Annotated in this window: 24 protein-coding genes; 12 read left to right on the top strand and 12 right to left on the bottom strand. The window is 65.1% G+C overall.

The window, feature by feature from the left end; genetic code table 11:
- Positions 1 to 36 precede the first annotated feature (36 nt).
- The 4 genes from AC1D1Y_RS12640 to purU form a co-directional block, all read right to left on the bottom strand.
- The gene (locus AC1D1Y_RS12640; protein WP_477682639.1) at positions 37 to 708 is read right to left on the bottom strand and encodes a DUF2846 domain-containing protein; all 672 of its coding nucleotides are present in this window, start codon (positions 706 to 708) and stop codon (positions 37 to 39) included.
- 218 nt (positions 709 to 926) lie between these two features.
- On the bottom strand, positions 927 to 1712 hold the full coding sequence (locus tag AC1D1Y_RS12635; protein WP_477682638.1) for a carbonic anhydrase family protein: 786 nt from the start codon (positions 1710 to 1712) through the stop codon (positions 927 to 929).
- Positions 1713 to 1960: 248 nt separating this feature from the next.
- A complete protein-coding gene (locus tag AC1D1Y_RS12630; protein ID WP_477682637.1) occupies positions 1961 to 2860 on the bottom strand; it encodes a LysR substrate-binding domain-containing protein in 900 nt (299 codons plus the stop codon).
- 144 nt (positions 2861 to 3004) lie between these two features.
- Positions 3005 to 3853, bottom strand: a complete 849-nt coding sequence (gene purU, locus AC1D1Y_RS12625) for a formyltetrahydrofolate deformylase (protein ID WP_477682636.1) — start codon at positions 3851 to 3853, stop codon at positions 3005 to 3007.
- A 121-nt stretch (positions 3854 to 3974) separates the two neighbouring features.
- On the opposite strand from purU, the gene aptA reads away from it, so the two are divergent.
- Entirely contained in the window at positions 3975 to 5315 is a 1341-nt protein-coding gene (aptA, locus tag AC1D1Y_RS12620; protein ID WP_477682635.1) for an omega-aminotransferase AptA, read from the top strand.
- Positions 5316 to 5338: 23 nt separating this feature from the next.
- Here aptA and AC1D1Y_RS12615 read toward each other — a convergent pair whose 3' ends face one another.
- Positions 5339 to 6202, bottom strand: coding sequence for a ChaN family lipoprotein (locus AC1D1Y_RS12615; protein ID WP_477682634.1), 864 nt, complete (start codon positions 6200 to 6202; stop codon positions 5339 to 5341).
- A 51-nt stretch (positions 6203 to 6253) separates the two neighbouring features.
- Between AC1D1Y_RS12615 and AC1D1Y_RS12610 the strand changes: the two genes are divergently transcribed.
- A complete protein-coding gene (locus AC1D1Y_RS12610) occupies positions 6254 to 7372 on the top strand; it encodes an AbrB family transcriptional regulator (protein WP_477682633.1) in 1119 nt (372 codons plus the stop codon).
- 119 nt (positions 7373 to 7491) lie between these two features.
- On the opposite strand, the gene AC1D1Y_RS12605 is transcribed toward AC1D1Y_RS12610, so the two are convergent.
- The 3 genes from AC1D1Y_RS12605 to AC1D1Y_RS12595 all read right to left on the bottom strand — a co-directional run bounded on the left by AC1D1Y_RS12605 (position 7492) and on the right by AC1D1Y_RS12595 (position 9918).
- Positions 7492 to 7773, bottom strand: coding sequence for a BTH_I0359 family protein (locus AC1D1Y_RS12605; RefSeq protein WP_436156974.1), 282 nt, complete (start codon positions 7771 to 7773; stop codon positions 7492 to 7494).
- 172 nt (positions 7774 to 7945) lie between these two features.
- Positions 7946 to 9070: a DUF3108 domain-containing protein gene (locus tag AC1D1Y_RS12600; RefSeq protein WP_477682632.1), complete on the bottom strand. Its 1125-nt coding sequence runs from the start codon at positions 9068 to 9070 to the stop codon at positions 7946 to 7948.
- The gene (locus AC1D1Y_RS12595; RefSeq protein WP_477682631.1) at positions 9067 to 9918 is read right to left on the bottom strand and encodes an IclR family transcriptional regulator; all 852 of its coding nucleotides are present in this window, start codon (positions 9916 to 9918) and stop codon (positions 9067 to 9069) included. The genes AC1D1Y_RS12600 and AC1D1Y_RS12595 overlap by 4 nt, the downstream gene beginning before the upstream one ends.
- 132 nt (positions 9919 to 10050) lie before the next feature.
- On the opposite strand from AC1D1Y_RS12595, the gene AC1D1Y_RS12590 reads away from it, so the two are divergent.
- Positions 10051 to 11034, top strand: coding sequence for a fumarylacetoacetate hydrolase family protein (locus AC1D1Y_RS12590; protein WP_477682630.1), 984 nt, complete (start codon positions 10051 to 10053; stop codon positions 11032 to 11034).
- A gap of 17 nt (positions 11035 to 11051) precedes the next feature.
- Here the strand turns inward: AC1D1Y_RS12590 and AC1D1Y_RS12585 are convergent, their stop codons facing one another.
- Complete coding sequence (locus tag AC1D1Y_RS12585; RefSeq protein WP_477682629.1) at positions 11052 to 12215, bottom strand: toxin-antitoxin system YwqK family antitoxin; 1164 nt, start codon at positions 12213 to 12215, stop codon at positions 11052 to 11054.
- The gene (locus AC1D1Y_RS12580; RefSeq protein WP_477653864.1) at positions 12212 to 12817 is read right to left on the bottom strand and encodes a MarC family protein; all 606 of its coding nucleotides are present in this window, start codon (positions 12815 to 12817) and stop codon (positions 12212 to 12214) included. The genes AC1D1Y_RS12585 and AC1D1Y_RS12580 overlap by 4 nt, the downstream gene beginning before the upstream one ends.
- Before the next feature lie 178 nt (positions 12818 to 12995).
- On the opposite strand from AC1D1Y_RS12580, the gene AC1D1Y_RS12575 reads away from it, so the two are divergent.
- Positions 12996 to 13841 carry a PhaM family polyhydroxyalkanoate granule multifunctional regulatory protein gene (locus AC1D1Y_RS12575; RefSeq protein ID WP_477682628.1) on the top strand — a complete coding sequence of 282 codons (846 nt, stop codon included), beginning with the start codon at positions 12996 to 12998 and terminating at the stop codon, positions 13839 to 13841.
- A gap of 50 nt (positions 13842 to 13891) precedes the next feature.
- Positions 13892 to 15181 carry an FIST signal transduction protein gene (locus AC1D1Y_RS12570; protein WP_477682627.1) on the top strand — a complete coding sequence of 430 codons (1290 nt, stop codon included), beginning with the start codon at positions 13892 to 13894 and terminating at the stop codon, positions 15179 to 15181.
- 113 nt (positions 15182 to 15294) lie between these two features.
- Here AC1D1Y_RS12570 and AC1D1Y_RS12565 read toward each other — a convergent pair whose 3' ends face one another.
- On the bottom strand, positions 15295 to 16452 hold the full coding sequence (locus AC1D1Y_RS12565; RefSeq protein WP_477682626.1) for a hypothetical protein: 1158 nt from the start codon (positions 16450 to 16452) through the stop codon (positions 15295 to 15297).
- A 221-nt stretch (positions 16453 to 16673) separates the two neighbouring features.
- Positions 16674 to 17405: a helix-turn-helix domain-containing protein gene (locus AC1D1Y_RS12560; protein ID WP_477653860.1), complete on the bottom strand. Its 732-nt coding sequence runs from the start codon at positions 17403 to 17405 to the stop codon at positions 16674 to 16676.
- A 117-nt stretch (positions 17406 to 17522) separates the two neighbouring features.
- Here AC1D1Y_RS12560 and AC1D1Y_RS12555 point away from each other — a divergent pair, with 117 nt between their 5' ends.
- The 7 genes from AC1D1Y_RS12555 to AC1D1Y_RS12525 are packed head-to-tail and all read left to right on the top strand — an operon-like array spanning position 17523 to position 25089.
- Entirely contained in the window at positions 17523 to 18416 is an 894-nt protein-coding gene (locus tag AC1D1Y_RS12555; protein ID WP_477682625.1) for a hypothetical protein, read from the top strand.
- A 14-nt stretch (positions 18417 to 18430) separates the two neighbouring features.
- Positions 18431 to 20389 carry an MFS transporter gene (locus AC1D1Y_RS12550; RefSeq protein WP_477682624.1) on the top strand — a complete coding sequence of 653 codons (1959 nt, stop codon included), beginning with the start codon at positions 18431 to 18433 and terminating at the stop codon, positions 20387 to 20389.
- On the top strand, positions 20386 to 20742 hold the full coding sequence (locus AC1D1Y_RS12545) for a DUF805 domain-containing protein (RefSeq protein ID WP_477682623.1): 357 nt from the start codon (positions 20386 to 20388) through the stop codon (positions 20740 to 20742). The genes AC1D1Y_RS12550 and AC1D1Y_RS12545 overlap by 4 nt, the downstream gene beginning before the upstream one ends.
- 25 nt (positions 20743 to 20767) lie before the next feature.
- Positions 20768 to 22144 carry an FAD-binding oxidoreductase gene (locus AC1D1Y_RS12540; RefSeq protein ID WP_477682622.1) on the top strand — a complete coding sequence of 459 codons (1377 nt, stop codon included), beginning with the start codon at positions 20768 to 20770 and terminating at the stop codon, positions 22142 to 22144.
- A gap of 14 nt (positions 22145 to 22158) precedes the next feature.
- Complete coding sequence (locus AC1D1Y_RS12535; RefSeq protein WP_477682621.1) at positions 22159 to 23037, top strand: methyltransferase domain-containing protein; 879 nt, start codon at positions 22159 to 22161, stop codon at positions 23035 to 23037.
- Positions 23034 to 24068: a hypothetical protein gene (locus tag AC1D1Y_RS12530; protein ID WP_477682620.1), complete on the top strand. Its 1035-nt coding sequence runs from the start codon at positions 23034 to 23036 to the stop codon at positions 24066 to 24068. Before AC1D1Y_RS12535 ends, AC1D1Y_RS12530 begins: the two co-directional genes overlap by 4 nt.
- Entirely contained in the window at positions 24058 to 25089 is a 1032-nt protein-coding gene (locus AC1D1Y_RS12525) for an alpha/beta fold hydrolase (protein ID WP_477682619.1), read from the top strand. Before AC1D1Y_RS12530 ends, AC1D1Y_RS12525 begins: the two co-directional genes overlap by 11 nt.
- Positions 25090 to 25169: the final 80 nt, after the last annotated feature.

Genomic DNA, 25169 nt, shown 5'->3' with positions numbered 1-25169 from the left:
TTGAAGTATCACGGTGCACCTCATGGAGCGTTCGGTTTATCGTGCGGGAGGCAGCAGGCCGCTCAGGTCGTCGAGCGTCGCGGGGCCGGATGCGCGGCTTCGTTCATTGGCGGTGCTGCGCCCCGCCGGGTTGTTCACGGCACCGGCGGGCGGTGCGCTTGGCAACAGGCCGTTCAGGTCGTCGAGCGTCACGGGGCCGGATGCGCGGCTTCGTTCATCGGTGCCGCGCCCCGCGGTGTTGTTCACCGCAACGGCGCGTGGTTTTCCCGGGACGAGTGGAATTCCGCCGATATAAGCCAGGTGAGGCAGATGTTGTATTGCTGTGCTTTCGCTTCGGAGGGTGAACCTGGGTTGACCCACAAGGAGTCCCACCGTGATGCTGGTCTGCACGTAGGTGGTACGGCCGTCCTCCAGTTCGGCTTCCAGGGTCGTTTCGATTTCAGTGCGCGCGCTGACGGTGTATCTGCCTGCCGTGCGGTCAACAAAGAAAAAACCTTGGGGTTGCGACTTGCCGACAACCTCGCCATTGAGTTTGATGTCCGGCTGGACCGCCTGCCCGAGGCCGCCAGAGCGGTAAACCACCAGACGTCCATACCCCGGGCGCAGGGTAGGGAAGCTGGCCTCGACTTCGGAATATCGGGGGCCGGTGGCCGCACAACCGGTCAGAAAAATTGCCGCAGCAATGACAAACAGACGGAAAATCTGCATCCCATACCCCTCGATTTTGTTGTTCGAATCGCGCGAGTCTAGCATTCAGCCGGCCTGATGAATGGACTGAGAAAAGCAGGCCCTGGGGTGCCGGACGCAAAAATTTCAACCGACGCTTTTACGGAGCCAATCGGCAAGAAGCTGCACATTTCCACCGGTCCGTCAGGCCGACGTCATCGAACTGCGTGCCTTTCACCCGCTTGGGCCAGTCCAGGTTCTCAGGATTTGGTGCCAGGGGCGGCTTTGCTGGCGCCGGGCATGTCATAGAACTTGGCCTTGCCGGTTTTCACGTCATACATGGCGCCGACGATCAGGATCTCGCCCTTTTGCTCCATCTCGCGCAGGATGGGGCTTTTCTCGCGAATCGCTTCCACCGTGAGGTGCACATTGCTCTCGGCCACCATCTCGACAAAGGCGTAGTTCTTGGATGTGCGGTCCTTGATGTCGGCGGAGACCAGGTTCGCGGCCGGCTTGATCTTGCCGATGAGGCCGGTCAGGTTGCCCAGCTGGGCGTCGTCGCACGCGCCCTTGATGGCGCCGCAGCTGGTGTGGCCCATCACCACCAGCAGTTTGGCGCCCATGACCTTGTGGGCGAACTCCAGGCTGCCCAGGATGTCTTCGTTGACGATGTTGCCTGCCACGCGCGCATTGAAGAGGTCGCCTATGCCCTGGTCAAACACGATTTCAGCCGGCGCGCGCGAATCGATGCAGGACACCACGCTGGCCAGCGGGAACTGGCCGTCCGCCGTGGCCTTCATTTCCTTGAGGTAGTTCTGGTGGCGCGGCTTGCCCGAGACGAAGCGCGTGTTGCCGGCCTTGAAGCGCGACAGGATCTGCGCGGGCGTCACGGCGTCCTGGCATGCCTTGGCATCCTGAATAGTGCAGAAGGTGCCGGGTTTGACGGATTTCGCCGCGGGCTTGCCCTCGGCGTGCGCCAGAGGCGATAAGGCAAACAGGGACAACAGGATGCCGGCCACGGCGGCGCTGAGCTGGTTCTTTTTCATGGAAATCCCTCGCTGAATGGTTGGTTTTAGGTTTGTTCAGGCTGTAGCCAGTTGATGCTTGCTTGCCGGCCACAGCCGACCCACTCTAAACCTGTGCCGGCCGGATGTCACGTGCCGGTGCACTTGGCATCGACCGAGAGCCGTTCACAAACCCCAGCGAAGCGGTCCTGGCTAGGCGCGCCGCCGCAGACAGTGCTACAGCACGGCAAGGCGGCGCAACAACGCCAGGAGGGGTTTGTGAGCGGCTCTCAGCCCAGGCTTTTTCGCAGCCAGTCTGCAAACGCCGCGCATTCCCAGCGATCCATGGTGCCGGTGCGCCAGCACAGGTAGTGGGCATGCGGGCTGGGGACGTTGCCGGAAAACACCGCGTTGCTGCCCAGGCGCACCAGCGAGCCGTTTTCCAGCCAGGGCGCGCCCAGCTTGAGGCGTATCAGCGCAATGCCCATGCCGGCGGCGGCGGCGTCGCACATCAGGCCTATGTCGTTGAATTGGGAGCCGTCGGCAGGCTCCGGCCAGTCGAGCTTGTGGGCGGCAAACCAGGTGCGCCAGGGCTCCAGCGGCGAACGCAGCAGGCTTTCGCCTTCGAGGTCCTCGGCCGCCTCAAAGGGGCCGTGCTCGCGCACAAAGGCCGGCGAGGCCAGCGGCGCGACCTCATCCTTGCTCAGGCAGACGTGCTCCAGGTCCGCATAGCGGCCGGTGCCGAAGCGCACGATGAGGTCGGCATCTTCGGCCACCACATCCAGCAGCGGAATCGACACCTGCAGCGTCAGGTCGATCTCGGGGTAGGCGTCGGTGAACTGGCGCAGGCGGGGAATCAGTATGGAACGCGCGAAGGTCGGCGTGACCGCCAGGCGCAGCTTGCGTTTGCCGGGCGTGGTGCTTTGTCCCGCCGCGCCCGGAAATTTTTGCAGCGTTGCCAGGCCTTCGCGCACATGGGCCAGGTATTCGCTGCCCTCGGTGGTCAGCGAGAAATCGGCGCGACCGAAGAGCTTGGTACCTATGATCTGCTCGAGCTGCTTGACGCGGTGGCTGACCGCGCTGGGCGTGACGCACAACTCCTCAGCCGCCTGCGTCACGCTGCGCAGCCGCGCCAGCGCCTCGAAGGTCAGCAGGCATTGGATGGGCGGGATTCGCGCGGGAGTAGCCATGTCTGTTAAAGAACGTAGGAAGCAGCGCGAGACGTTTCTTTGCAAGCAGGGGCCGCGGAACCGGCTTTGCCGGGCCGCAGGCGCAGCGGCCCCCTCGGGGGGCAGAAAGCTACACGTAGTGAGCGACCGTGGGGGCTCATATATTTACTTGAATATCACGGTCTTATGGCCGTTGAGGAGAACGCGGTGCTCGCTGTGCCATTTCACCGCACGCGCCAGCACCTGGCTTTCGGTGTCGCGGCCCATGGCGGTCAGGTCTTCCACTGTCTTGCTGTGGTCGGCGCGCGCCACGTCCTGCTCGATGATGGGGCCTTCGTCGAGGTCGGCCGTCACGTAGTGCGCGGTCGCGCCAATCAGCTTCACGCCGCGGTCGTGCGCCTGGTAATAAGGCTTGGCGCCCTTGAAGCTGGGCAGGAAGGAGTGGTGGATGTTGATGGCGCGGCCGGAGAGCTTCTGGCACAGATCGTTGGACAGCACCTGCATGTAGCGCGCCAGCACCACGAGCTCGGCGCCTTCGGATTCGATGATCTCCAGTTGCTTCGCTTCGGCCTGGGCCTTGGTCGCCGCCGTGACGGGGATGTGGTGAAACGGGATGTTGTAGCTGGCCGCCAGCTGGTAGAACTCGCGGTGGTTGGAGACGATGGCGCGCACCTCGATCGGCAGCAGGCCGGACTTGCAGCGAAACAGCAGGTCGTTGAGGCAGTGGCCCTCCTTGCTGACCATGATGACGGTACGCATGGGCTGGGTGGTGGCATGCAGCTTCCAGTTCATGCCGAAGGGTTGGGCGAAGGCCTCGAGCCGGCTGGAGAGCTCCTCGTGCGTGAGCTTGTCGCAGGCGAACTGCACGCGCATGAAAAACAGGCCCGTGTCGTGGTCGTTGTACTGTGCGGCCTCTTCGATATTGCCGCCGTTGTCCAGCAGGAAGCCGGATACGGCATGAACAATGCCCATACGGTCCGGGCAGGACAGGGTCAGGATATAAGCGTGATTCATAGGGGATGAATTGTCGCAGGTGGGGCCGCCGCCCGCCCGGATGGGCCGCAAAGGCCGGCACGGCGGAGCGGCAACGGTGCCAGAATGCAAGAACCCCCTTTCCAGACGCAGGAGACCCGCCATGGCCTATCAGAACTTCAACATGGAGCACCACTGGCTCCCTTTCACGCCCAACCGCAGCTTCAAGAAGGACCCGCGCATCTTCGTTGCCGCCGACGGCATGCACTTCACGACGCATGACGGCAAGCAGGTCATCGACGGCATCTCCAGCCTGTGGTGCGTGGGCGCGGGCCACAACCGCAAGCCCATCAACGACGCCATCAAGAAGCAGCTCGACACGCTGGACTACGCGACCGCCTTCCAGGCCAGCAACGACCAGGCCTTCAAGGCCGCCGAGCTCATCGCGGGCATGGCGCCCGGCGACCTCAACAAGGTGCTGTTCTGCAATTCGGGCTCGGAGGCGGCCGACACTTCGCTCAAGGTCGCGCTGGCCTACCACCGCGCGCGCGGCGAGGGCCACCGCAACATCTTCATAGGCCGCGAAAAGGGTTACCACGGTGTCGGCTTCGGCGGCATGAGCGTGGGCGGGATTCCGGCCAACCGCAAGGTCTACGGCGCCGCGCTGCTGCCGCGGGTGGACCACATGCGTTTCATCCATGACCCGGTCAACCACGCCTACATCAACGGCGCCGAGCCTGTGTGGGAAGAAGACCTGCTGCTGGAGCTGGAAAACCGCATCCTGCCGCTGCACGACCCGAGCAACGTGGCTGCCGTCATCGTTGAGCCGGTCGCCGGCAGCGCCGGCTGGTATCTGCCGCCCAAGGGTTACCTCAAGCGCCTGCGCGAGATCTGCGACAAGCACGGCATCCTGCTGATCTTCGACGAGGTCATCACCGGCTTCGGCCGCCTGGGCACGGGTTTCGGCGCCGACTATTACGGCGTGGTGCCCGACATGCTGAACTTCGCCAAGTGCGTGACCAACGGCGTGATCCCGCTGGGCGGCGTGATCTGCTCGGACCGCATCTACGACGGCATGATGAATGCCAACAGCGGCGCGCCCGAGCATGCCATCGAGTTTTTTCACGGCTACACCTACTCGGGCCATCCCGTGGCCTGCGCGGCGGCGATCGCGACCCTGAACCTGCTCAAGGAAGAGAAGCTGTATGAGCGCGCGGGCCAGATGGGCAAGGTGCTGGGTGGCGCGTTGCACAGCGGCCTCAAGGGCCTGCCCAATGTGATCGGCATACGCGCCCTGGGTCTGGCCGGCGCGGTGGAACTGGCGCCCGTGGCCGGCGCGCCGGGCAAGCGTGCTTACGACATCTTCATGGACTGCTTCCACCACGGCGTGCTGGTGCGGCCGGCGGCCGACAACATCGTGGTCTGCCCGCCCTACATCGTCGAGAAAGAGCACATAGACCGCATCGTCAACGTGGTGGCCGACGCGATCCGCAAACACGCCTGAGGCGTTTCAGCGGCGACTGGCGCTCAGGGCCTGGGCGCGAGTTTTTTGTCCAGGCCTTCGCAGTAGTCTTTTTCAGGCAGCGCGGGCGTTTCCCACACAGCATCGAAGGCGTCCGTTTTCTCGTTCTGCGCGGCGCCACCGGCGCGCAGGCGCACGGCCTTGGCCTTCACATCGGCCGGCAGGTGCCGCGGCACGCCCAGCTGGCGGTCGGCATGGCCGCTCCCGGCCAGCAGCACCACGGTTTTTCCGGGCAAGGCGGCCTGGGCCAGCGTGTTGGCCATGGTGATGTCCTTGGCGATCTGCAGGCGCGTCATGGGCGTGACCTGGCTTTCGGGCAGCAGGTTGCAGTGGCCTGTGCGTATTAATTGCTGCTGCGCCTTCAGCGCCGGCCCCGGCAACTGCAGGTCGAGCTGGTGGTCCGCCATGCGGGCCGGCATCTGGGCGCGCGGCAGGTTGGCGCCCAGCACCGGCACACCGGCGCGCACGGCCGTCATCACGGCGGAGCCGTAGGCGGCCCAGGGCCAGCCCTTGTCGTTCCAGTTCAATGCATTGCGCACTTGCTGCTCGGTGGCGCTGGATTTGAGGGCGGAGGTGCTGGCGCCGGTGTCGGCCATTTCCAGCGCCAGGGCGGCCAGCGCACCGCGTGCGGCCAGCAGTGCGACGACCTGCTGCTGGATGCGCTGGTGTTCGGCCGCGTCGTGCTGCTCGCCGAGGATGAGGATCTCCGCCGGAAGAATGGCTTCCAGCCGTGTCGCGGTCTGCGCCGTATCGAGGCCGGGTGCCTGCAGGATGGGCGCCTCGGGCCGGCCCGCGCAGCCGGCGGCCAAAGCCATCGCGGCGGCGCATAGCAGCCATGCCGAAGGACGAAGGGTGGGGAAATGGCGCATCGGTGGATACTAATGCTTCCGGCCCGGTTTTTGTTGGCCGCGCCCCAAGCCATGCCGACTCTTGCTCTGCCCGCTCGCGCCTTTTTCATGCGCGTCATCCTGACGCTGCTGCTCGCCTGGGCCGCGGCCTCGCTGTGCCTCTGGCTGCGCACGCCCCTGCCCTGGATGATAGGCCCGCTGCTGGCGACCGCCGTGGTTTCCATGCTGGGCGGCCCGACGGCCAGCTGGACGCCGCTGCGCAACAGCGGGCAATGGGTGATCGGCTGCGCGCTGGGGCTTTATTTCACGCCGCAGGTGGTCGCCCTGCTGGCGGGGCTGTGGTGGGCGATTGCGCTGAACATCGTCTGGGCGCTCGTGCTGGGGCTGGCTTTCGGGGCCTGGCTTTACCGGGTGCACCATGGGCCAGGGCCTTTCCATGTCAGAGGCTTGACACGCATCACGACTTATTTTGCGGCGCCTATCGGTGCGGCATCGGAAATGACGCTGATGGCCGAGCGCCATGGCGCGCAGACCGACCTGGTGGCCTCGGCGCACAGCCTGCGCGTGCTGCTGGTCACACTGATCATTCCCTTCGGCTTCCAGTGGGCGGGGCTGCACGGGCTGGACGCCACCCTGCCCAGCGCGCGTGTGGTCCAGCTGCCGGGACTGGCCCTGCTCGCCGTACTGACCGGCATAGGCTGCTGGGCCATGCTCAAACTGGAGCGCACCAACCCCTGGTTTATAGGCGCACTGGTGGTGTCGCTGCTGCTGACGGCCTGCGGCATCACGCTGTCGGCCCTGCCGCAATGGATGACGAATGCCGCGCAGCTGGTCATAGGCATCAGCCTAGGCGTGCGTTTCACCAGCGGCTTTGTGCACATGGCGCCGCGCTGGCTGGGCTCGGTGGCGCTGGCGACGGTGGGAATGATTGCGCTGTGCGCGGGTTTTGCGTGGTCGCTGGCCCAATTCACCAGCCTGCACTGGGCCACGCTGCTGCTCGGAACCTCACCCGGCGGCATCGCCGAAATGGCCATCACGGCCAAGGTGCTGCAACTGGGGGTGCCGGTGGTCACCGCCTTTCACGTCACCAGGCTGGCGGCCGTGCTCTTGCTGGCCGAGCCCATGTACCGCTGGATCTACAAGAAGCGCTCAACGACGCAAGTAGAAAGAGAAAGCCCACCGGCAGAGTAATAAAAGACGGATGGGGCCCGTATTCACCAGCAGGGGCCGAGGAACCGGCTTCGCCGGGCCTCAGGCGCAGCGGCCCCCTCGGGGGGCAGGGAACTACACGAAGTGAGTGACCGTGGGGGCTAGTGAAGTGACATCGGGGTATTGGCCAGCCCGCTATAGCCTTCCAGCGTGTCTTCGATTTCTTCCTGCGTGGGAGTGTTCTGTGCCCATGCGCTCAGGCGTTGCTGGAACATTTCTGCCCAGGAGCCGTCCAGGTAGACCTCTTTGCCCGAGCGTTTGTCCACGATTTCAAAGCCGTGGCGGGCCAGCTGGGGGATGGCGGGAGCGGGCGCAGATTCTTCCGGTGCGTTCGCGTGAATCTGAACCACGGCAAAAGAGTCGGAGTCGTAAAGCATTTGCATGGTGAGGTCCTTTATCGTCAGATAGCAACGATGAGGCCAAGTTCAAGAGTCCGCACCATACGGCCTGCAAGTGTTCGGTAAAGACGCGCTACACCGTGTAAAACCGCACATAAAGCGCGCCTCACCGTGCGTGGCAGCAACGCGGGCTGCGTGGCCGCCCTTCGCTCTTTGCTCAGGGCCGGATCACGCTGTCCAGTGACTGCTCCACAAAATCCCCGTTTTGCTCTGTGATCCTGCTCTTGACCGGCAGATAGTCGAGCGATGGCGCAAACCAGACTTCCACCTTCTGGTCGAAATCGCCGCGCGGCTTGCGGGAAAGTTTGAGCGTCGGCATGTTGCCGGCGGAGACGGTGAGGGTTTCTTCGGCTTCCACCAGGAAGGTCCAGGTATCGGCCTGGGTCGGCCCCACCGTGTACAGGGTAATGCTGTTGCCGGGCACGAATTCCGTCGGATTGCCCGCCAGCATGCCGGCCAGCTGCAAGAAAAAGCTCATGCGATCCTGGGCGCCGGCGATCCAGGGCGCGTCTGCCGTGTTGGCGCTGAAGCTCACCTTGCCCTTGTCGCGCTCGAAATGCGCCGCCCGCTCGCTTCTTGATTTGTCGGAGAAGCGTTTGGGCGCCAGGCCGATCTCGGTGAGCTCGCCTTCGCTGGTCAGGATGCGCGGCTTGAGGAACAAGGACGCTGGAAACGATGCGCGCACCTCCAGGACCGCCGTGTAGCCGGTGCCTCTGTTCTGCCAGCTCAGTTCCGAGTTGCCGTAATAGTTTTTGCCGTCTTTTGCGCCTGTGGCTTTGTATTCCAGGCGGACAGAGCCTGGCAGGCGGACCACGCCGATTTTTGTGGTTTCCGGCTGGGCCGTAGCCGCCGCCGGCGCCTCAGCGGTGCCGGCCGGTGCCGCTTCGGGCGCGCTTGCGGCGGAGGCCTCGGCCCTGGCGGCTGCCTCCGCGAGCAGGTCTGCGGGGGACGGCGCATCGGGCACGTAGTCGGCCGGCCGTGGTTTGCGCGCCGGGACTGCCGCGGCCTCGCTGAGCTCCGGCGTGGGTTTTTTCGGGGCGGGCTTTGGCTCCGGCGCGGGCTCGGGCAATGCAGCCGGCGGCGGCTCGGCCGGCCTGGGTGGAGGGATGCTGCGCGTCACAAAGGCCGCGGTGGCCTCCGAGGACGGCGGGCGCTCGGGGCCGAAGCGCACCGGCATGGAGGTGAGCAGCAGCGCGTGCACGACCAGCACCACCACCGCCAGCAGGGCCAGCGCACGCCGGGATGGGGCGGCGTAGGAAGAAGGGGTGGCCAGGGTGCTCATGCCGCTTCGAATCCCAGGTCGCGGGAAAGTTGCCGTGCGGCCGCCACCAGGGGCAGGGCCACCGCGCCGTCCCAGGCGGCATCGAAGGTGGCCAGCGAGCCCAGCGCTACCATGCCCAGAGCCAGGTGGCCGTCGGCATCGAAGACCGGCGCGCAAAAGCCGGCCACGCCGGGCAGCAGCGTGTTGACCGCGCGCGCCATGCCGCGGCGGCGCACTTCCTCGAGCACATCGGCGACGCCGGCCATGGTCGTGGGCACGTCCTGGCGCGCCAGTTTCTGGTTGCGGGCCAGTTCATCCTTGACCAGCAAGGCGAGCCGGCCCTGCGGCCTGGCGGTGGCAACCAGGCGCGGCGATATAAACGCGGTGAAGCACAGGCCGGTGGCCGACGACAGCAGCGGCATCACGTCACCGAGCCGCAGGTTGACGGTGACGGCCCGCGGCGATTCTTCCCAGTGCACCAGGGTCGGCCCCTGGTTGCCCCAGACGGCCAGGGCCAGGGTCTGGCCGGTCTGCGCCATCAGCGGCTGCAGGCGTTGCCGGGCCAGCTTCACGCTGTCCAGCCTTGAAAGCGAAGCAAGCCCTAACTTGAGCGCCGCCGGGCCGAGGTCGTACAGCGTGGTGGCCGGCTCCTGGACCACCAGGTCCAGCCGCTGGAAGCTCACGAGGTAGCGGTGGGCCTTGGCCGCGCTCATGCCGGCGGCGGCCGCCAGATCGCGCAGCATCAGCGGGCCGGGCGAGGTGGACAGCACCTCCAGCAGCGTGAAGCCGACCTCGACCGACTGGATGCCCGCGCGCTGCGGCGCCGGGCTGCTGCGTCTGGAGGCGGTGGCGCCGGGGCTGGCTTTCATGGGCGTGACTAAAATTTCGGGTTTGCCGTGTGGCTGTGGATGCATGGATCGTAACGCGGGGCCGGGAGCCGCCCCCGGCCACGGCACAATCAGGCCTTCGGCGAAAACCGACAGCCACCCACCAGGATATCGATGAAACTTGCCACTTACAAAGACTCTTCACGCGACGGCCAGCTCGTGGTGGTGTCGCGCGATCTCTCCACGGCCCATTATGCGACCGGCATTGCCGGCAAGCTGCAGCAGGTGCTGGACGACTGGAACTTCATGTCGCCGCAGCTGCAGGACCTCTATGAAACCCTGAACCAGGGCAAGGCACGCCACGCCTTTCCCTTCGAGCCCTCGCGCTGCATGGCGCCCTTGCCGCGCGCCTACCAGTGGGCCGACGGCTCGGCTTTCATCAACCATGTGGAACTGGTGCGCAAGGCCCGCAACGCCGAAGTGCCGGAAAGCTTTTATACCGACCCGCTGATGTACCAGGGCGGCAGCGACGACTTCATAGGCGCCTGCGACGATGTGGTCGTGGCCAGCGAGGACTTCGGCATCGACTTTGAAGCCGAAGTCGCCGTGATCACGGGCGACGTGCGCATGGGCGCCACGCCGGCCCAGGCGCTGGAGGGCGTGCGCCTGCTGATGCTGGCCAACGACGTCTCCCTGCGCAACCTGATTCCCGACGAACTGGCCAAGGGCTTTGGTTTCTTCCAGAGCAAGCCGGCCACGGCCTTCAGCCCGGTGGCGGTGACGCCGGACGAGGTGGGCGAGGCCTGGGACAAGGGCCGCCTGCACATGACGCTGCAAAGCACCTGGAACGGCCGCAAGGTCGGCATGTGCGAGGCCGGCCCCGAGATGACCTTCCATTTCGGCCAGCTGATCGCCCATATCTGCAAGACCCGCAATGTGCGCGCCGGCAGCATCGTGGGTTCGGGCACCGTCAGCAACAAGGACTGGAGCCACGGCTACAGCTGCATCGCCGAAAAACGTGCGATTGAAACCATCGAGGACGGCAAGCCCAAGACGGCGTTCATGAAATTCGGCGACACGATTCGCATCGAAGCCAAGGGTAAAGACGGGCTGTCGGTGTTTGGGGCCATCGACCAGAAGGTCGTCTCCGCCGCCTGAACCGCCCCGCGTGGGTGTTATTTCGCGTAGGCTTTGCGCGACCCGTCTTCGAACACAGCGTCGTCCCGCAGCAGTTTTCCTTCATCGTCCCAGCTTTTCTCGCGCGTGATGCGGCCGCGCTCGTCGTAGCTTGACTCAGCCACCAGCTTGCCGGCCTCGTTGAAGCGCTGGTGCGTGCCCAGCGGCAATTGCCGGTAGCGGTTGGAGGCGCTGAAGCGGCCGGTCGAGGCGGTTTTTCCGCTGTCGAAAAATTCGGTGGTCTGCAGCCAGGCCGTATCGCCTTCGCCGCCGTATTCGGTCTTGCTGCGCGGCTGGCCGTTGAGGTAATAGCTCTGGTCGCTGACGGGTTTGCCGGCAGACCAGCGCCTGTCGCGGGTCAACGCACCGCTGTCGGCAAACTCTTGCTCGCGTTCCCTGAAGGAGTTCTTGCCGTCGAGTTGCCACTGGATTTCGCGCCGCTTGACGCCGGCGTTGTTGTAATGGCGTTCGATGCGTGTGGTGCCCGTGATATCTTCCTGGTAGTCCGGTTTGCCGTCTTCGCCCAGCGTCTCATGGCGTATGCGTTTGCCGGCCTGGTAGCTGCTGCGCCCTTTGAGCACGCCCTTGCCGCTGAACAGCTCAAGCTGCGAGGCGCGGCCCGAAAAACCGCACCAGTAGGCATCGTCGGCCGGCGGTGCCAGCAGGGGCTTGTCGCCGCAGCGCAGGGCCTGGAGCTGGCCGTTTTCGTTGAACTCGGCGTAGGCCTGCTCGATGCTGCCGCCCTCACGCGGCCCGTAAAACACGATGCGCTGCAGTTGCCCGTTGGCGTGAAAGCTGCGCGCAAGGCCCATCTGGCTGCCATTGTCGTAGGTGCTGTCGCGCAGCACCTGTCCGCCGGGCGCGAAGTCCCGCGAGCGGCCGTGCTGGTTGCCGCGCTCGTTCACGCTGTACTCGCGCTGCAGCTTGCCATCTTTGTAATAGCGCACCAGGCCCATGAACTTGCCGCCTTGCAGCTCCTGCTCGCGGGCCAGCTGTCCGGAGTCGCGCTCCTTGCAGCGCATGATGCCGGTCTTGCCGGCGGTGGTGCCGCCGTGGTTGGGGTTGACGCTTTCGCCGTTGACTTCGCAGTCCTGCACCGCATACGCCCAGGCCGGGGCCAGCAGGCAGGCGCACAACAGGGCCAGGCGAGGCACGGCCTTCACGCGGCGGCCCCGGTCTGGGTGATGAAGAGCCGTATGCCGCGCAGGAACATCTCGACCGAAATCGCCACGAGGATCAGGCCCATGAGCCGTTCAAACGCCATCATGACGCGGTCGCCGGCCACGCGCTGGATGCGCTCGGACAGCACCAGCACCACGGCGCACACGGCCATGGTGACGCACAGCGCGGCAATCCATTCGAGCCGGCGCGCCGGCGCCTGCGACACCAGCAGCATCACGGTGGCGAGCGCCGAGGGGCCGGCCAGCGCGGGAATGGCCAGGGGCACGATCAGCGGCTCGCCCTGCAGGGGCGCGGCCTCGGGCTGGTCGGACGGGAAGATCATGCGCAGCGCGATCAGGAACATGACGACGGCGCCGGCGATCTGCAGCGACAGGTCGCTGAGGTTCATCAGGCGCAGAAAGCCGTCGCCGACGAACATGAAGGCCAGCAGCAGCAAAAAGGCGATCAGCACCTCGCGCAGGATGACATACATGCGCCGCTCGGGCGCCACGCCTTTGAGGGCGTTGACAAAAATCGGGATGTTTCCGAAAGGGTCGGTGATCAGCAGCAGCAGCACCGTGGCGGAGGCAAAGGTATAGGCCATGCCCCAAGCTTATCAGGCCGTTTGCAGCGGCACGGGCCTTCGCCGCGTGGCGTAGCCGTACGCCGGAAACAAAAAGCGGTTGACGTCCCGGCCCAGCGTTGCACAATGAAGATACGAGCCGGGCCGCCCCGCCGCGCGCCCTTAGCCGCAATCATGCACAACATGCCAGGAGACATTCATGAGTGACGCAGACAATCCTTCTTTCCCCGGTTTCGGCAAGCTGGTGCCCGGCTTTGATTTCCTGCAGAACCTGGCCAAGCAGGCGGCCGGCAGCGCCACGCAGAACATCCCGCAACTGCCCAACCTCGGCAACTGGGTGGCACCCACGCTCAACGTCGAGGAACTCGATAAACGCATCGAGGAACTCAAGGCCGTGCAGTTCTGGCTGGACCAGAACGCCACGGCGCTCAAGGCCACCATCCAGGCGCTTGAAGTGCAGAAGATGACGCTGGCCACCCTCAAGGGCATGAACTTCAACATGGGCGACGTGGCCAATGCCTTCAAGCTCAAGGTCGCCGACAGCGTGGCCGGCGGTGTGCAGCGTGTGGCCGACAAGGCCAGGACGTTTTCGGGGCTGGAAGTGCCGCCCACGAGTTTTGGGACGGGCAAGCCCGCCGCCAAGTCCACCGCTACCAAGGCCAAAGCACCCGCCGCCGCGCCGGCCGGCGTGGTCGACCCCATGCAGTGGTGGGGCGCGCTGACCCAGCAGTTCCAGGCAATCGCCACCGATGCGATGAAGGATGCGGCCAAAAAGACCGCGATGGACACGACCAAGAGCCTGGCCACGGGCCTGGCCAAGGACGCGATGAAAACCGCTACCGGCATGGCGACGGGCATGGCCCGCAACATGGCCGAAACGGCGGGCAAGACCGTGGCGGGCGGCGCGCGCGCGGCCATGAACACGGCGCTGCGCAGCAGCCAGGGCTGGCCCACGCCGGCCGCCGGCAAAACCGTCGCCAAGCCCGCCGCCAAAACGAAGCCCAAAGCCCCGGCGCGCAAGGCCGCGCGCAAGACCTCACGCTGACGTTTCCTGGTCTTTCGTCAAGCTCCCATCGACTTTTTTACCGGCACCCCATGAAGCTTTTCCCCTACGGCCACGCCACCCATCCGCAATGGCAGATGGCGGCCGGCCTGGTGCTCGCGCAGCTGCGTGCCTACCTGGCGCTGCCCGGCTATGCGAAGTCGCCCACGCTGGCGCTGCTTTACATCACCGACCACTACGCGCCCCATGCGCAGGACATCCTCGACCACTTGAGCGCCGAGCTGCCCGACGTCACCGACTGGAGCGGCACCGTGGGTGTGGGCATCGCCTCCAACAATGTCGAATACTTCGATGAGCCGGCCCTCACGGTGATGCTCTGCGAATTGCCGCACGACCAGTACCGGGTGTTTTCCGGCGTTTCGCCGCTGCCGCCGGCCAGCAGCGGGCGCTTCAAGGCGCATACCGCGCTGGTCCATGCCGACGCCGGCACGCCTGACGTGGCCGAGCTGATCGCCGAGATGGCCGAGCGCACCGACAGTGGTTATGTGTTCGGCGGCCTGGCCTCCAGCCGCTCCGGCACGCTGCAGTTCGCGCTCAGTGGGCATGGCAACGTCAAGGGCCAGGGAGCGGCAGGCGGGGTGTTCAGCGGCGGCCTGAGCGGCGTGGCTTTCGGCCGGGGCGCGACGCTGATGTCGCGCATCACCCAGGGTTGCCGGCCGGTGTCGGCGGACCATGAAATCACCGCCTGTGAATCCAATGTGGTGACGGAACTGGACGGCAAGCCGGCCCTGGACGTCATGCTGGCGGACCTGGATGTGTCGCTGGACCAGCCGCGCGAGGCACTGGCCAAGGTGCGCACCACACTGGTCGGCCTGAGCCGACCGGCCGACATTCCCAACGACGGCGCGGCCCATACCGCCGGCCGGCGCGCGGGCCAGTTCGGCGCCGAGGTGCGGGTGCGCCACCTGATAGGGCTGGACCCGGCGCGCCGCGGCATCGCGATCGCCGAGGTGCCGGCCGTGGGGATGAAGCTGGCTTTCTGTGAGCGCAATATGGAAGCCGCGCGCGCCGACCTGGTCCGCGTCTGCGCTGAAATCCGCGAAGAGCTGGAGCCCGAGGAAGTCACGCTGGAAGTTGCCAACGCCTTGAGCGCATCGGAGGCCGAATCGGCGCCGCATGCGGCGCGGCGCATCGCCGGCGCGGTGTACGTGAGTTGCTCAGGCCGCGGCGGCCCGCATTTCGGCGCGCCCAGCGCCGAGATGCAGATCGTGCGGCGCGCGCTGGGTGATGTGCCGCTGGTCGGATTTTTTGCCGGCGGCGAAATCGCGCGGCATCACCTATACGGCTATACCGGTGTACTCACGGTATTCACAGCAAAGTAGGCTTACCCCTATCGGACGCTCACTGCGTGTAGCGCCTTTTCCCCTTCCAGGGGACGGCGCCTGCAGCCCGGCAAAGCCGGTTCCGCGGCCCCGCTTGAAGTAGCCGTGCAGCGCTATAAAACCTGGGCTTCCAGTAATTCGACAGGATCGCCATAGCGCGCCGCCAGCGCCACCACAGCCGGGTCGCGCAGCGCGCACAAAAAACCGTCCTTGATCAGTGTCTGCCCGCCGGCGGTGACCGTACCGTCCAGCGTGATCAGGTCCATGTGCACCGGCGGCTCTTCCCAGTCGGGCATCACGCGGCGTATGTAGTCGCTGGGCTGGGCCAGGTCTATGCCGAAGTGCAGCGCGCCGGGCGCGTTCGAGCCGGCCGGGTAGACCGTGTGGCGCGGCGCCTTGGGGTTGAAGCCGCAGCCGCCGCCTTCGATCATGCGGCCGCCCACCAGCATCTCGCGCAGGATCACCGCTTCTTCCGAGATGCCCTCGACCGAGGAAATCGTGTCGCCCTCAAAACGCACGGCGATTTTTTCCTCGAAGGGCTTGGCAAAACCGACCGCCCACTGCGGGTACAGCACGCCGGCCATGGGCACCTCGGCCTTGAAATCGTTCTTGACCGAGTTGTGGTCCCAGAGGTTGGGGCCGTGCGTCGGCAGGTAGTGCACATAACAGCCGTCTTCCTCGGCCGTCATCTGGCCGCGCCAGCGATTCGTGGCCAGCTGGTTGGCGCGCATTTCCTGCGTGAAGCTGATGCGGAAGTCGCTGCCGCGCGGGTCGGTGAAGCGCAGGTCGAAGTCGCCTTCCGTCGGGTAGCGGGCTGCCGTGCCGCGGATGATCTCGCCGATGACGTCGACGGGGAAACGCGCCTGCGGGGTATGCAGCAAATCAAGGTTGCGGAAGTAGGTGATCTTGACCCAGCGCTGGCCGCCGCGGCGCAGGTTGATGCACAGCGGATCCAGGATGGAGCAGAACCAGGTCGACACCACGAAGGTGGCCTTCTTGAGCATGGCATGCACTTCTTCCGGCACCGCCGTCACCTGCGTGCTCGGCTCCATATAGATACGCACTTCGGCGCCGCGCGATTTGGCGATGCCGATCACCGCATCGATCACGCGCGGGTCCAGCAAGGGGTCCGCCAGCATCAACACCCTGTCCCCCGGGCGTATCGCCATCACGCGCGAGAAGTTGTCCAGCGCCTGGAAAAAGTACTTGGTGTCGGTCAGGTTGGCGGCCACGGGGATGGGCAAGCCGACGTAGGTGGAGGTGGGGTTCATCGCGGTCCGGGGGTAATTGCATGCACAAAGGCCTTGTCTCGGCCCAATACCGCTGAATATTAGCAGTAAACGCGATATTTGCTTAGTTGGCTAATGTAATTGCATGCAATTTGCCGCGCATGGACATGCAAGTGGGGGCCGCGGGACTGGCTTTGCCAGACCACAGGCGCCGCCCCCTTGAGGGGGGAACAGGCTACACGCAGTGAGCCTGGACGGGGGTGCTATCGACGGAGCACGGCAAAAGCCTCAAATTCCCAGCTGCGCATCGCCAGCAACAGGGTGAAGCCCTCCCGGTCCTTGTCGCCCAGCTTCTGGTCGGTCTGGTGCTGCTGGGCAAAATCCTGGGCCACACGCTGCATGCGTTCCAGGAAAGAGGGCGCCAGGCCGCGGCTGATGGAGCCGTGCACCAGCAGCAGGCCTTCGCCGTTGCCGTCGAAGCCGCCTGAAAAATAGTCGAGCAGGGCGTTGTCGCGAAAGTAATCCATCACCGGGCCGTGCGGGCGCCAGCGAAAGGTTTTGGCSAGCTTSAGCCGGTAGCGGTTCAGGGGCTTGAGYTCGATGATGCCRATGCGGTCCAGCTGCGCGAGGTATTTGATGCATTCGGCTTCCGAGAGGCGGTAGCTGCTGGTGATCTGCTCCAGCGTCCATTGCGACAGCACGCAGATGGCGGTCAGCAGCAGCTTCTTGTCGGCCACCACGGCTTTTTCCTGCGCCTCGGCCAGTTCGGCCAGCAAGGGCTGCGTGTCGGCGATGTGCCTGGCGAGGTCGGCAAAGTCGAGCTTGAGCGCGCGGCAGATCGCGTCTATGCGCGACAGCGGCATGTCCCCCTTGGCGAGCATGCGCTTGACGCTGGACTCGGCCATGCCCAGCTTGGCGGCCAGGTCGGCATAGGTCATGCGCGCGGCCTTGAGTTCTTTTTTGAGGACGGTGACGAGATCGGCGGTGGTGCTCATGGTATCGATTATCGGTACTTTTAGTTCGAATTGGCTCCACCGCACTGAATTTTGATGCCGTAGTCAGGCCCACCCCGCACAGTGCGGCTCACCCATCCATAGACAAGGAGCTTCAGCATGCAGACCACCCCTTCCATTCTTCATCGCCGGGTTGAGCCGCTCCCGTGGCACGCGCGGCCGGCTGCCCTCGTCTGGCGCCGCGAATGCGCGCTCGCCGGTGTCTTCATTCTGCTGCTGGCGGCCGCGTTGCTGGGGCCTTCGGTGGCGCAGTCCGCGCATTACCACGCCTTTGCCGACCAGCGCAGCTGGGGCGGGCTGCCGCATGCGATGGACGTCATCAGCAACCTGCCCTTCGCCTTGTGGGGCATGGTGGGTATCTGGGCGCTGCTGCGGGCTGTGCGTGAGCGGGCCGTCAGCGCCGCGGCGGCGGCCATGGCAGGGCTTTTCTTCGGCGGCCTGTGGGTGACGGCGGCGGTCTCCGCGGCCTACCACCTGCAGCCCGGCGATGCCGGCCTGGCCTGGGACCGCGGCGGCATGGTGCTGGCGTTCGCCGGTTTGCTGGGCCTGGCGGCGATGCGGGCGGTCAGCACGCGCGCCGGGATGGCGCTGGCCACGGCCGTGCTGGTGCTTGGGCCGTTGTCGGTGCATGCCTGGGCGCTCACCGGCAATATGCTGCCCTGGGCCGTGCTGCAGGGAGGCGGCATGGTGCTGATCCTGGGCTTTGCCTGCCTGCGGCCCGCACAGGCACGGGAACTGCCGGTCCGCTGGACGCTGCTGATCGCAATCTATGCGCTGGCCAAGCTGCTGGAGCTGGGCGACCACGCGGTCTATGAATGGACGGGCGAGCTGGTGTCGGGCCACAGCCTCAAACATGTGGTGGCCGCCTTCGCCGCCTGGCCCGTGGTCTCGGCCCTGCTGGCCGCGCGCGAAAGCAAGGCAGAATCCGGTGCAGTAGCCAGAAAAAGAGCGGGCCCGTCGCCTCGGCGCGCAGCCCGCCGCACAACAACCTAAACGAGGAGTCAAGCATGAGTGTTGATAGCGCCGCACCGGTGTCGCCACCGCCTGTCCAGGGGCACCCGAACCAGTTCGCGCTGCTTAAGCAGCGCCGCTTCGCGCCCTTTTTCTGGACGCAGTTCTCCGGTGCGGCCAATGACAACCTCTTCAAGTTCGCTTTCACCGTGATGGTGACCTACCAGCTCAGCGTGAGCTGGCTGCAGCCCGCGATGGCCGGGTTGGTGATCGGTGCGCTGTTCATCCTGCCGTTTTTGCTGTTCTCGGCCACCAGCGGGCAACTGACCGACAAGTTCGAAAAAACGCGCGTCATCCGTTTCGTCAAAAACCTCGAAGTGGTGATCATGCTGATCGCGGCCTTCGGCTTCATGAGCAGTAACGCCAATGTCCAGGTGCCGGTGCTGCTGGGCTGCACCTTCCTGATGGGGCTGCATTCCACCATCTTCGGCCCGGTCAAGTTCGCCTACCTGCCGCAGGCGCTTAATGAGCGCGAGTTGACGGGCGGCAATGGCATGGTCGAGATGGGCACTTTTGTGGCCATCCTGCTGGGCCAGGTCGTGGGCGGGCTGATGGTATCCGTGCCCCAGGTCGGGCCTGACTACGTGGCGATGGCCTGCGTGGGCCTGGCCCTGGTGGGCCGGCTGGTCTCGCAGTTCATTCCGCTCACGCCGGCGACCGACCCGGAACTCAAGATCAACTGGAACCCGGTCACGGAAACCTGGCGCAACCTCAAGCTCGCCAGTACTAATCTGGTGGTGTTCCGCTCCATGCTGGGCATCAGCTGGATGTGGTTTTTCGGCGCGGTGTTCTTGAGCCAGTTCCCGAGCTTTGCCAAGGAAGTGCTGCACGGCAACGAACAGGTGGCGTCCCTGCTGCTGGTGGTGTTCTCCATCGGTATCGCCACCGGCTCACTGCTCTGCGAGGTGCTCAGCAAGCGCCACGTTGAAATCGGCCTGGTGCCGGTGGGCGCCATCGGCATGAGCGTGTTCGCGGTGGACCTGTATTTCGCCTCGCGCGGCCTGCCCGCCGTGGCCATCATGAGTGTGGGCGAATTCATGTCGCAGCATGCACACTGGCGCGTGATGATCGACCTCGCGCTGCTGAGCCTGTTCGCGGGCCTGTACAGCGTGCCCATGTATGCSYTGATCCAGMTGCGCAGCCAGCCCACGCACCGSGCCCGCATCATTGCGGCCAACAAYATYCTCAAYGCRCTGTTCATGATCGTCAGCGCCATCCTGGCCGGCGGCTTGCTCAAGGCCGGCTTCAGCATTCCGCAAATTTTCCTGTTCGTGGGCCTGGCCAACGCCGTGGTGGCCTTTTACATCTTCATGCTGGTGCCCGAGTACCTGCTGCGCTTCATCGCGCTCATCGCCTCGCGCCTGGTTTACCGTTTCAAGATCACCGGCGACGACAACATCCCCGCGCAGGGCGCGGCCGTGCTGACCTGCAACCACGTGAGTTTTGTCGACCCGGTGCTGCTGATGGCCGCCAGCCCGCGCCCCATCTACTTCGTGATGGACCACCGCATCTTCAAAATGCCGGTGCTCGGCTGGCTGTTCCGCCTGGCCAAGGCCATCCCCATCGCGCCGCGCACCGAAGACCCGGCGCTGTACGAAGCGGCCTTCGAGGCGGCCGCCAAAGTTCTGCGCGACGGCGACCTGCTGGCCATCTTCCCGGAAGGCGGCATCACCAAAAACGGCGAACTCCAGGCCTTCAAGGGCGGCATCATGAAGATCCTGGAAAACGCCGAGCGCGACGGGCTGCAGGTGCCCGTCGTGCCCATGGCGCTGACCAATCTCTGGGGATCGTTTTTCAGCCGCGTTGAAAGCGGGACCGCGATGGCCAAGCCTTTTCGCCGCGGACTGTTCAACCGGGTGGGGCTTAACGTCGGCGCCCCTGTGGCTGCTGGAAAAGTGACGCCCGAGGACCTGCAGGCTCAGGTGGCACAACTTCTGCATCAGGGAAATACATGAAATCACTGCAATTCTTCAAGGCAGGGGGGCGTTTGTCCCGCGGGGGCTTCTGGCTTCACGGCCTCATCGCCTGGGGCGTGTTCTACCTGGTGTGGAGTGCGCTCGGCAATTCCTCGGGGAGTGTCCTGACCTGGGTCATCAACCTGCCGGTGCTGGCGGCACTGGTGCTCATTTGCATCCGGCGGCTGCATGACCGCAATTACGCCGGCTGGTGGCTGTTGCTGGTTGCCGTTCCCGTGCTGGGGGCGCTTTGGCTGGTCTGGCAGCTGGCGCTCAGGCGCGGTGTTCCCGATGACAACCGCTGGGGACCGGACCCACTGCAGGCACGCGGCGACTACCTGGTGGTGCGCTAGGGTTCAAGAAAAAAGGGAGCGGGGGATGCAGCAAAACACATTGATCGTCAACGACGTCACCGGCTTGAACCCGGTGGCGGTGTGGGCCATCAGCAAGCCAAAAACCGTGGCCGATGTGGCCGACGCCATCCGCCGTACAGACGGGCCGCTTTCCGTGGGCGGCGGGCATTTCAGCATGGGCGGCCAGACCGCCAGCCCGGGTAGCCTGCACCTCGACATGCGGGACATGAACCAGGTGATCGCCTTCTTTCCGCAGGACAAGGTCATTCGCGTGCAGGCCGGCATTCGCTGGTGCGACATCCAGCGCTTCGTCGATCCGCACGACCTGGCCGTGAAGATCATGCAGACCTATGCCAACTTTACGGTCGGCGGCGCGCTTAGCGTGAACTGCCATGGCCGCTATATGGGCCTGGGCGCGGTGGTGATGTCGGTGCGGGAGATTCGGGTGGTGCTGGCCGACGGCAGCGTGCAGGATGCCTCGCCTTCCGTCAACCCCGAACTCTTTTATGCCGTGATCGGCGGCYACGGCGGTGTGGCCGTGATCGTCGAGGCCGAGCTGGACCTCGCGGACAACACCAAGGTCAAGCGCCTGGCCCGCAAGATGAGCGCGGCCGAATACATCAGCCATTTCAAGGCCAAGGTCAGGTATTTCCAGGACGCGGTTTTTCACAATGCCGACCTCTACCCTCCCCACTACCGCAAGGTGCGTTCGGTCACTTGGGCGCGTACCGACGAAGCCGCCACCGAGCCCAGGCGTTTGCAGCAAGGCGGCGAAACCTATCCCGTGAACCGCTATTTCGTGTGGGCCGTGACCGAAACCCCCCTGGGTAAATGGCGCCGCGAATACCTGGTCGATCCCCTCCTTTACCTTTTCCGCAAGGTGCACTGGCGCAATTTCGAGGCGGGCTACGACGTGGCGGAGCTTGAACCGGCTTCGCGCAAGCACACCACCTATGTGCTGCAGGAGTACTTCATCCCGGTGGAACGTTTTGACGACTTCGTGCCGATGATGGCGGAAATCCTGCAGCGCTATCGTGTCAACGCGCTCAACGTGTCGGTACGGCATGCGCGGCCCGATCCTGGGACCTTGCTGGCGTGGGCCAGGGGCGAGACCTTTGCCTTTGTTCTTTATTACAAGCAGCGCACCCGGGACAGCGCGATCAACCGCGTCTCGGTCTGGACACGCGAGCTGATTGATGCGGCCATCGGCGTCGGCGGCAGTTACTACCTGCCCTACCAGCCGCATGCAACGGCTGAGCAGTTCCATGCCGCCTATCCGCGGGCAAAGGAGCTGTTCGCGCTGAAACGCAAGCTCGATCCGCAGTTCCGCCTGCGCAATGTGCTCTGGGACAAATACTACGCGCCCACCTTGAACCCCACATTGAACGACTCCAACACCTGAACGACGGGACCGCCATGATCACCACACCACCCGCCTCGGAATTCCGCGCCGTTTTCAGCGCCACTCGCTGGCACGACGGTTTTTACAAGTTCCTGCAGAACATCTACCGCCTTTATCCCGAGGACCGGTTTCACACGCTGATCAAGAACACCTCGGCCGAACTCGACAACGATGAGGCCATTTACCGCAGGCTCCAGCGCGAGTTGCCGAAGATCAAGCCCTTCATGGCGGACCTGACCCTGGCGCTGCCCGCGCTCTTCAAGCAGAAGAAGGAAATGGCCGACCAGACCCAGCGGCTGCTGGGCGAGAAAAAGCAGATTGACGGTTATGTGGAGATCGGCTCCACCGGCCGCTATATCAGTGAACTGAAAAAGCGGATCAAGGTGAGCGGCCCCATTACCCTGGTCAATGACGAGGCGCCCACCAACTCGCCGGTTGACATCGCCGAGCGCGGGGGGCTGTTCAAGATCGGTGGTTTCGTGCCGATGAACGACTATGACCCGCTGCCGGCGAGCCTTCCCGATGCCAGCGTGGACCTGGTGACCTGCTACATCGGCCTGCACCACTGCCCGCTGGACAAGCTCGATGCATTTGTCGGCTCCATCGTGCGTGTGCTTAAACCCGGCGGCATGTTCATCCTGCGCGACCATGACGTGACGACACCCGAAATGTTTACCTTTGTSTCGCTGGTGCACACCGTCTTCAATGCCGGTTTGAACGGCGCATGGGAGGCCAACCAGCGTGAATTGCGCTACTTCCGGCCGGTCGCCGAGTGGGTGGCTTACCTCGGCGAACGCGGCTTGCGGGACAGCGGCAAGCGCGAGCTGCAGGCCCATGATCCTTCCGACAACGTGCTGCTGGCGTTCACCAAAACCGGCGGGGCCGGCGCATGAGGCGCTGGCTGCGCAATCTCGCGCTAGCGGGAGCCTTCGCGCTGGCCGGTGTGGCGCCGGCCGCCGGCCCGGCGCCGGTAGCGGGGGCCGAGCACGTGCGCGGCGTCGAGCAGACGCTGCTCACTTACCCCGAGTGGTTTCTGGTCTTCAGCCCTTACGAATACGGCGAGTTCATAGGCGCCGGCGCACCCAGCCGCTTTCCTTTTTACGGCCATATCGGCCAGTTCTGGGAAAGCTACAAGGCCGTCTTTGACGAGACGCGCCGCCGGAGGCTTGAGCTCAACGCCGGCTACCACCTGATGATCATGGTGATAGGCACCAGCACGACGGTGGAGTATGCGATCAAGTCGGCATATGAAACGCTTATCGGGCGGCTCGCCGAATCGCTGGCCGGCCGGTCCACGCCCGAGGACAGGCATGCGGCCGGCGTTGCGCAGGATTATGTAAGGTTCATCCGTGTGGATCCCTGGTACCTGTATGACTTCGACAAGGCGCTGGCGGTTCTCTGGCGCGATGTGCCGCTCACGGGGCCGGACATGGTCCGCAAGTGGGAGCGCCGCTTCGCGCTCACGACCGAATACGCTGTCAAGGCGGCTTATGCCCGGCTGATCAAGCTGGGCACGCAGACGATTTACGACGCGCCCTTGCCGGTCACGGCCGTGGTGGCAAAACCCGTGCCGCAGGCCGACGCCGCGCTGCCGGAGCTCAAGGTGCTGTCGCCGAAACCCGACGGCTCAGCTTTACTGACCGTCCCCCGCTATGAGGCTTTCATGGGCTATGCGCAGGCGATGGCGGCGCAAGGTGTCAATTTCAGCGAGATCGCGGGCAATGATTCATTTATCCTGGTCAGCCTGCTGGCGCCCGGCGACTGGGAACCCGCCAGCCCGGCCGTGCCGCTGCTGAGGCAACCCATCCTCACGCGGCCCGGCATCCAGCGGGTGGTGTTAACGGTGCCCGTGGCGCAGCTGGCCGAGTCGCTGCGCCGGTGGCAAGCCGGCAAACTGCAGGTGGAGCACATTTTTGACTACTAGGCGGCGCGAGCCGAAGCCGGCGCGCCGCTGGTTTTTTTACCCCTGGCGCGCTTTTGTTGTGCTGCTGGCCTGCCTGTTGCTGGTCGTGGCTTTTTCCTGGGCGCGCATGTTGTGGGTCGAGGAGCGCAGCCCGCGCCAGGCCGCACCCGCGCAAGGGCGCTGGCTGCATGCCCATGATGTCGAGCTTTACGTGCAGGAGTTCGGCGACCCGGCCGCGCCGCCGCTGGTCCTGACCCATGGCACCGGCGCCTGGAGCGGCACCTGGGACCAGAACGTGCAGGCCATGGCCGCCGCCGGCTACCGCGTCATTGCGGTGGACCTGCCGCCGTTCGGGTTCAGCACGCGGCCTGCCGCGCGCGATTACAGCCGCGGSGCGCAGGCGCGCCGGATCATCGGCCTGATCGACGCGTTGAAGCTCGGCCCGGTGACGCTGCTGGGCCACTCCTATGGCGGCGGGCCCGCGGCTGAAGCCGCCATGCTGCAGCCCGACCGCGTGCGCCATCTCATCCTTGTCGATGCGGCGATCGGCCTGGTGGAGCATCCCGCGCCGGCGAAAAGCGGCGGCGCGGCGGCGAGCCTTTTCGGCATCCGCCCGCTGCGCACGGCGCTCATTGCCACGGTGGGAACCCAACCGCTGTTCAGCGAGTTCTGGCTGCGCAAGTTCGTGGCGCGCAAGGAAGTCGTCACGCCCTCGCGCACGGCGATTTATCGCCGGCCTTTTGTCCTGGACGGCTTCAGCGCCAGCCTGGGCGACTGGGCCGAGCAGTTCGGCGGTGAAAGCGGAAAGTCCATGAGCGAGAGGCCCGAAGGCTTTCGCAAATTGTCTGTGCCGCTGACACTGGTCTGGGGGCAGGAGGACACGATTACGCCGCTTTCCCAGGCGCTAGCCCTGCAGCAACTGGTCTCCGGCTCAAGGCTGCTGGTCCTTCCCGGTGTCGGGCATATTCCGCAAATCGAGGATCCGGCCCTGTTCAATCTGCGCATGGCCGAGGTACTGAAGCGGCCCCAGGGCGGCAAATAAGTATCGAAATCCAATACCCTTCGGGCTAATTTTTGAGGACTGTATTGTTGCTTGCATGATTTCCGGGGTGCGGGCCGCAC

The sequence above is a fragment of the Polaromonas sp. P1_G1 genome (genome assembly GCF_056405595.1).
The sequence above is the reverse complement of the archived record's forward strand: the minus strand, read 5'-3'. Positions and strand labels throughout refer to the sequence as shown.

Coding starts and splice junctions, on each gene's coding strand:
- AC1D1Y_RS12640 (WP_477682639.1), bottom strand. CDS start 708: ATGCAGATTTTCCGTCTGTTTGTCATTGCTGCGGCAATTTTTCTGACC.
- AC1D1Y_RS12635 (WP_477682638.1), bottom strand. CDS start 1,712: ATGAAAAAGAACCAGCTCAGCGCCGCCGTGGCCGGCATCCTGTTGTCC.
- AC1D1Y_RS12630 (WP_477682637.1), bottom strand. CDS start 2,860: ATGGCTACTCCCGCGCGAATCCCGCCCATCCAATGCCTGCTGACCTTC.
- purU (WP_477682636.1), bottom strand. CDS start 3,853: ATGAATCACGCTTATATCCTGACCCTGTCCTGCCCGGACCGTATGGGC.
- aptA (WP_477682635.1), top strand. CDS start 3,975: ATGGCCTATCAGAACTTCAACATGGAGCACCACTGGCTCCCTTTCACG.
- AC1D1Y_RS12615 (WP_477682634.1), bottom strand. CDS start 6,202: ATGCGCCATTTCCCCACCCTTCGTCCTTCGGCATGGCTGCTATGCGCC.
- AC1D1Y_RS12610 (WP_477682633.1), top strand. CDS start 6,254: ATGCCGACTCTTGCTCTGCCCGCTCGCGCCTTTTTCATGCGCGTCATC.
- AC1D1Y_RS12605 (WP_436156974.1), bottom strand. CDS start 7,773: ATGCAAATGCTTTACGACTCCGACTCTTTTGCCGTGGTTCAGATTCAC.
- AC1D1Y_RS12600 (WP_477682632.1), bottom strand. CDS start 9,070: ATGAGCACCCTGGCCACCCCTTCTTCCTACGCCGCCCCATCCCGGCGT.
- AC1D1Y_RS12595 (WP_477682631.1), bottom strand. CDS start 9,918: ATGAAAGCCAGCCCCGGCGCCACCGCCTCCAGACGCAGCAGCCCGGCG.
- AC1D1Y_RS12590 (WP_477682630.1), top strand. CDS start 10,051: ATGAAACTTGCCACTTACAAAGACTCTTCACGCGACGGCCAGCTCGTG.
- AC1D1Y_RS12580 (WP_477653864.1), bottom strand. CDS start 12,817: ATGGCCTATACCTTTGCCTCCGCCACGGTGCTGCTGCTGCTGATCACC.
- AC1D1Y_RS12575 (WP_477682628.1), top strand. CDS start 12,996: ATGAGTGACGCAGACAATCCTTCTTTCCCCGGTTTCGGCAAGCTGGTG.
- AC1D1Y_RS12570 (WP_477682627.1), top strand. CDS start 13,892: ATGAAGCTTTTCCCCTACGGCCACGCCACCCATCCGCAATGGCAGATG.
- AC1D1Y_RS12565 (WP_477682626.1), bottom strand. CDS start 16,452: ATGAACCCCACCTCCACCTACGTCGGCTTGCCCATCCCCGTGGCCGCC.
- AC1D1Y_RS12555 (WP_477682625.1), top strand. CDS start 17,523: ATGCAGACCACCCCTTCCATTCTTCATCGCCGGGTTGAGCCGCTCCCG.
- AC1D1Y_RS12545 (WP_477682623.1), top strand. CDS start 20,386: ATGAAATCACTGCAATTCTTCAAGGCAGGGGGGCGTTTGTCCCGCGGG.
- AC1D1Y_RS12530 (WP_477682620.1), top strand. CDS start 23,034: ATGAGGCGCTGGCTGCGCAATCTCGCGCTAGCGGGAGCCTTCGCGCTG.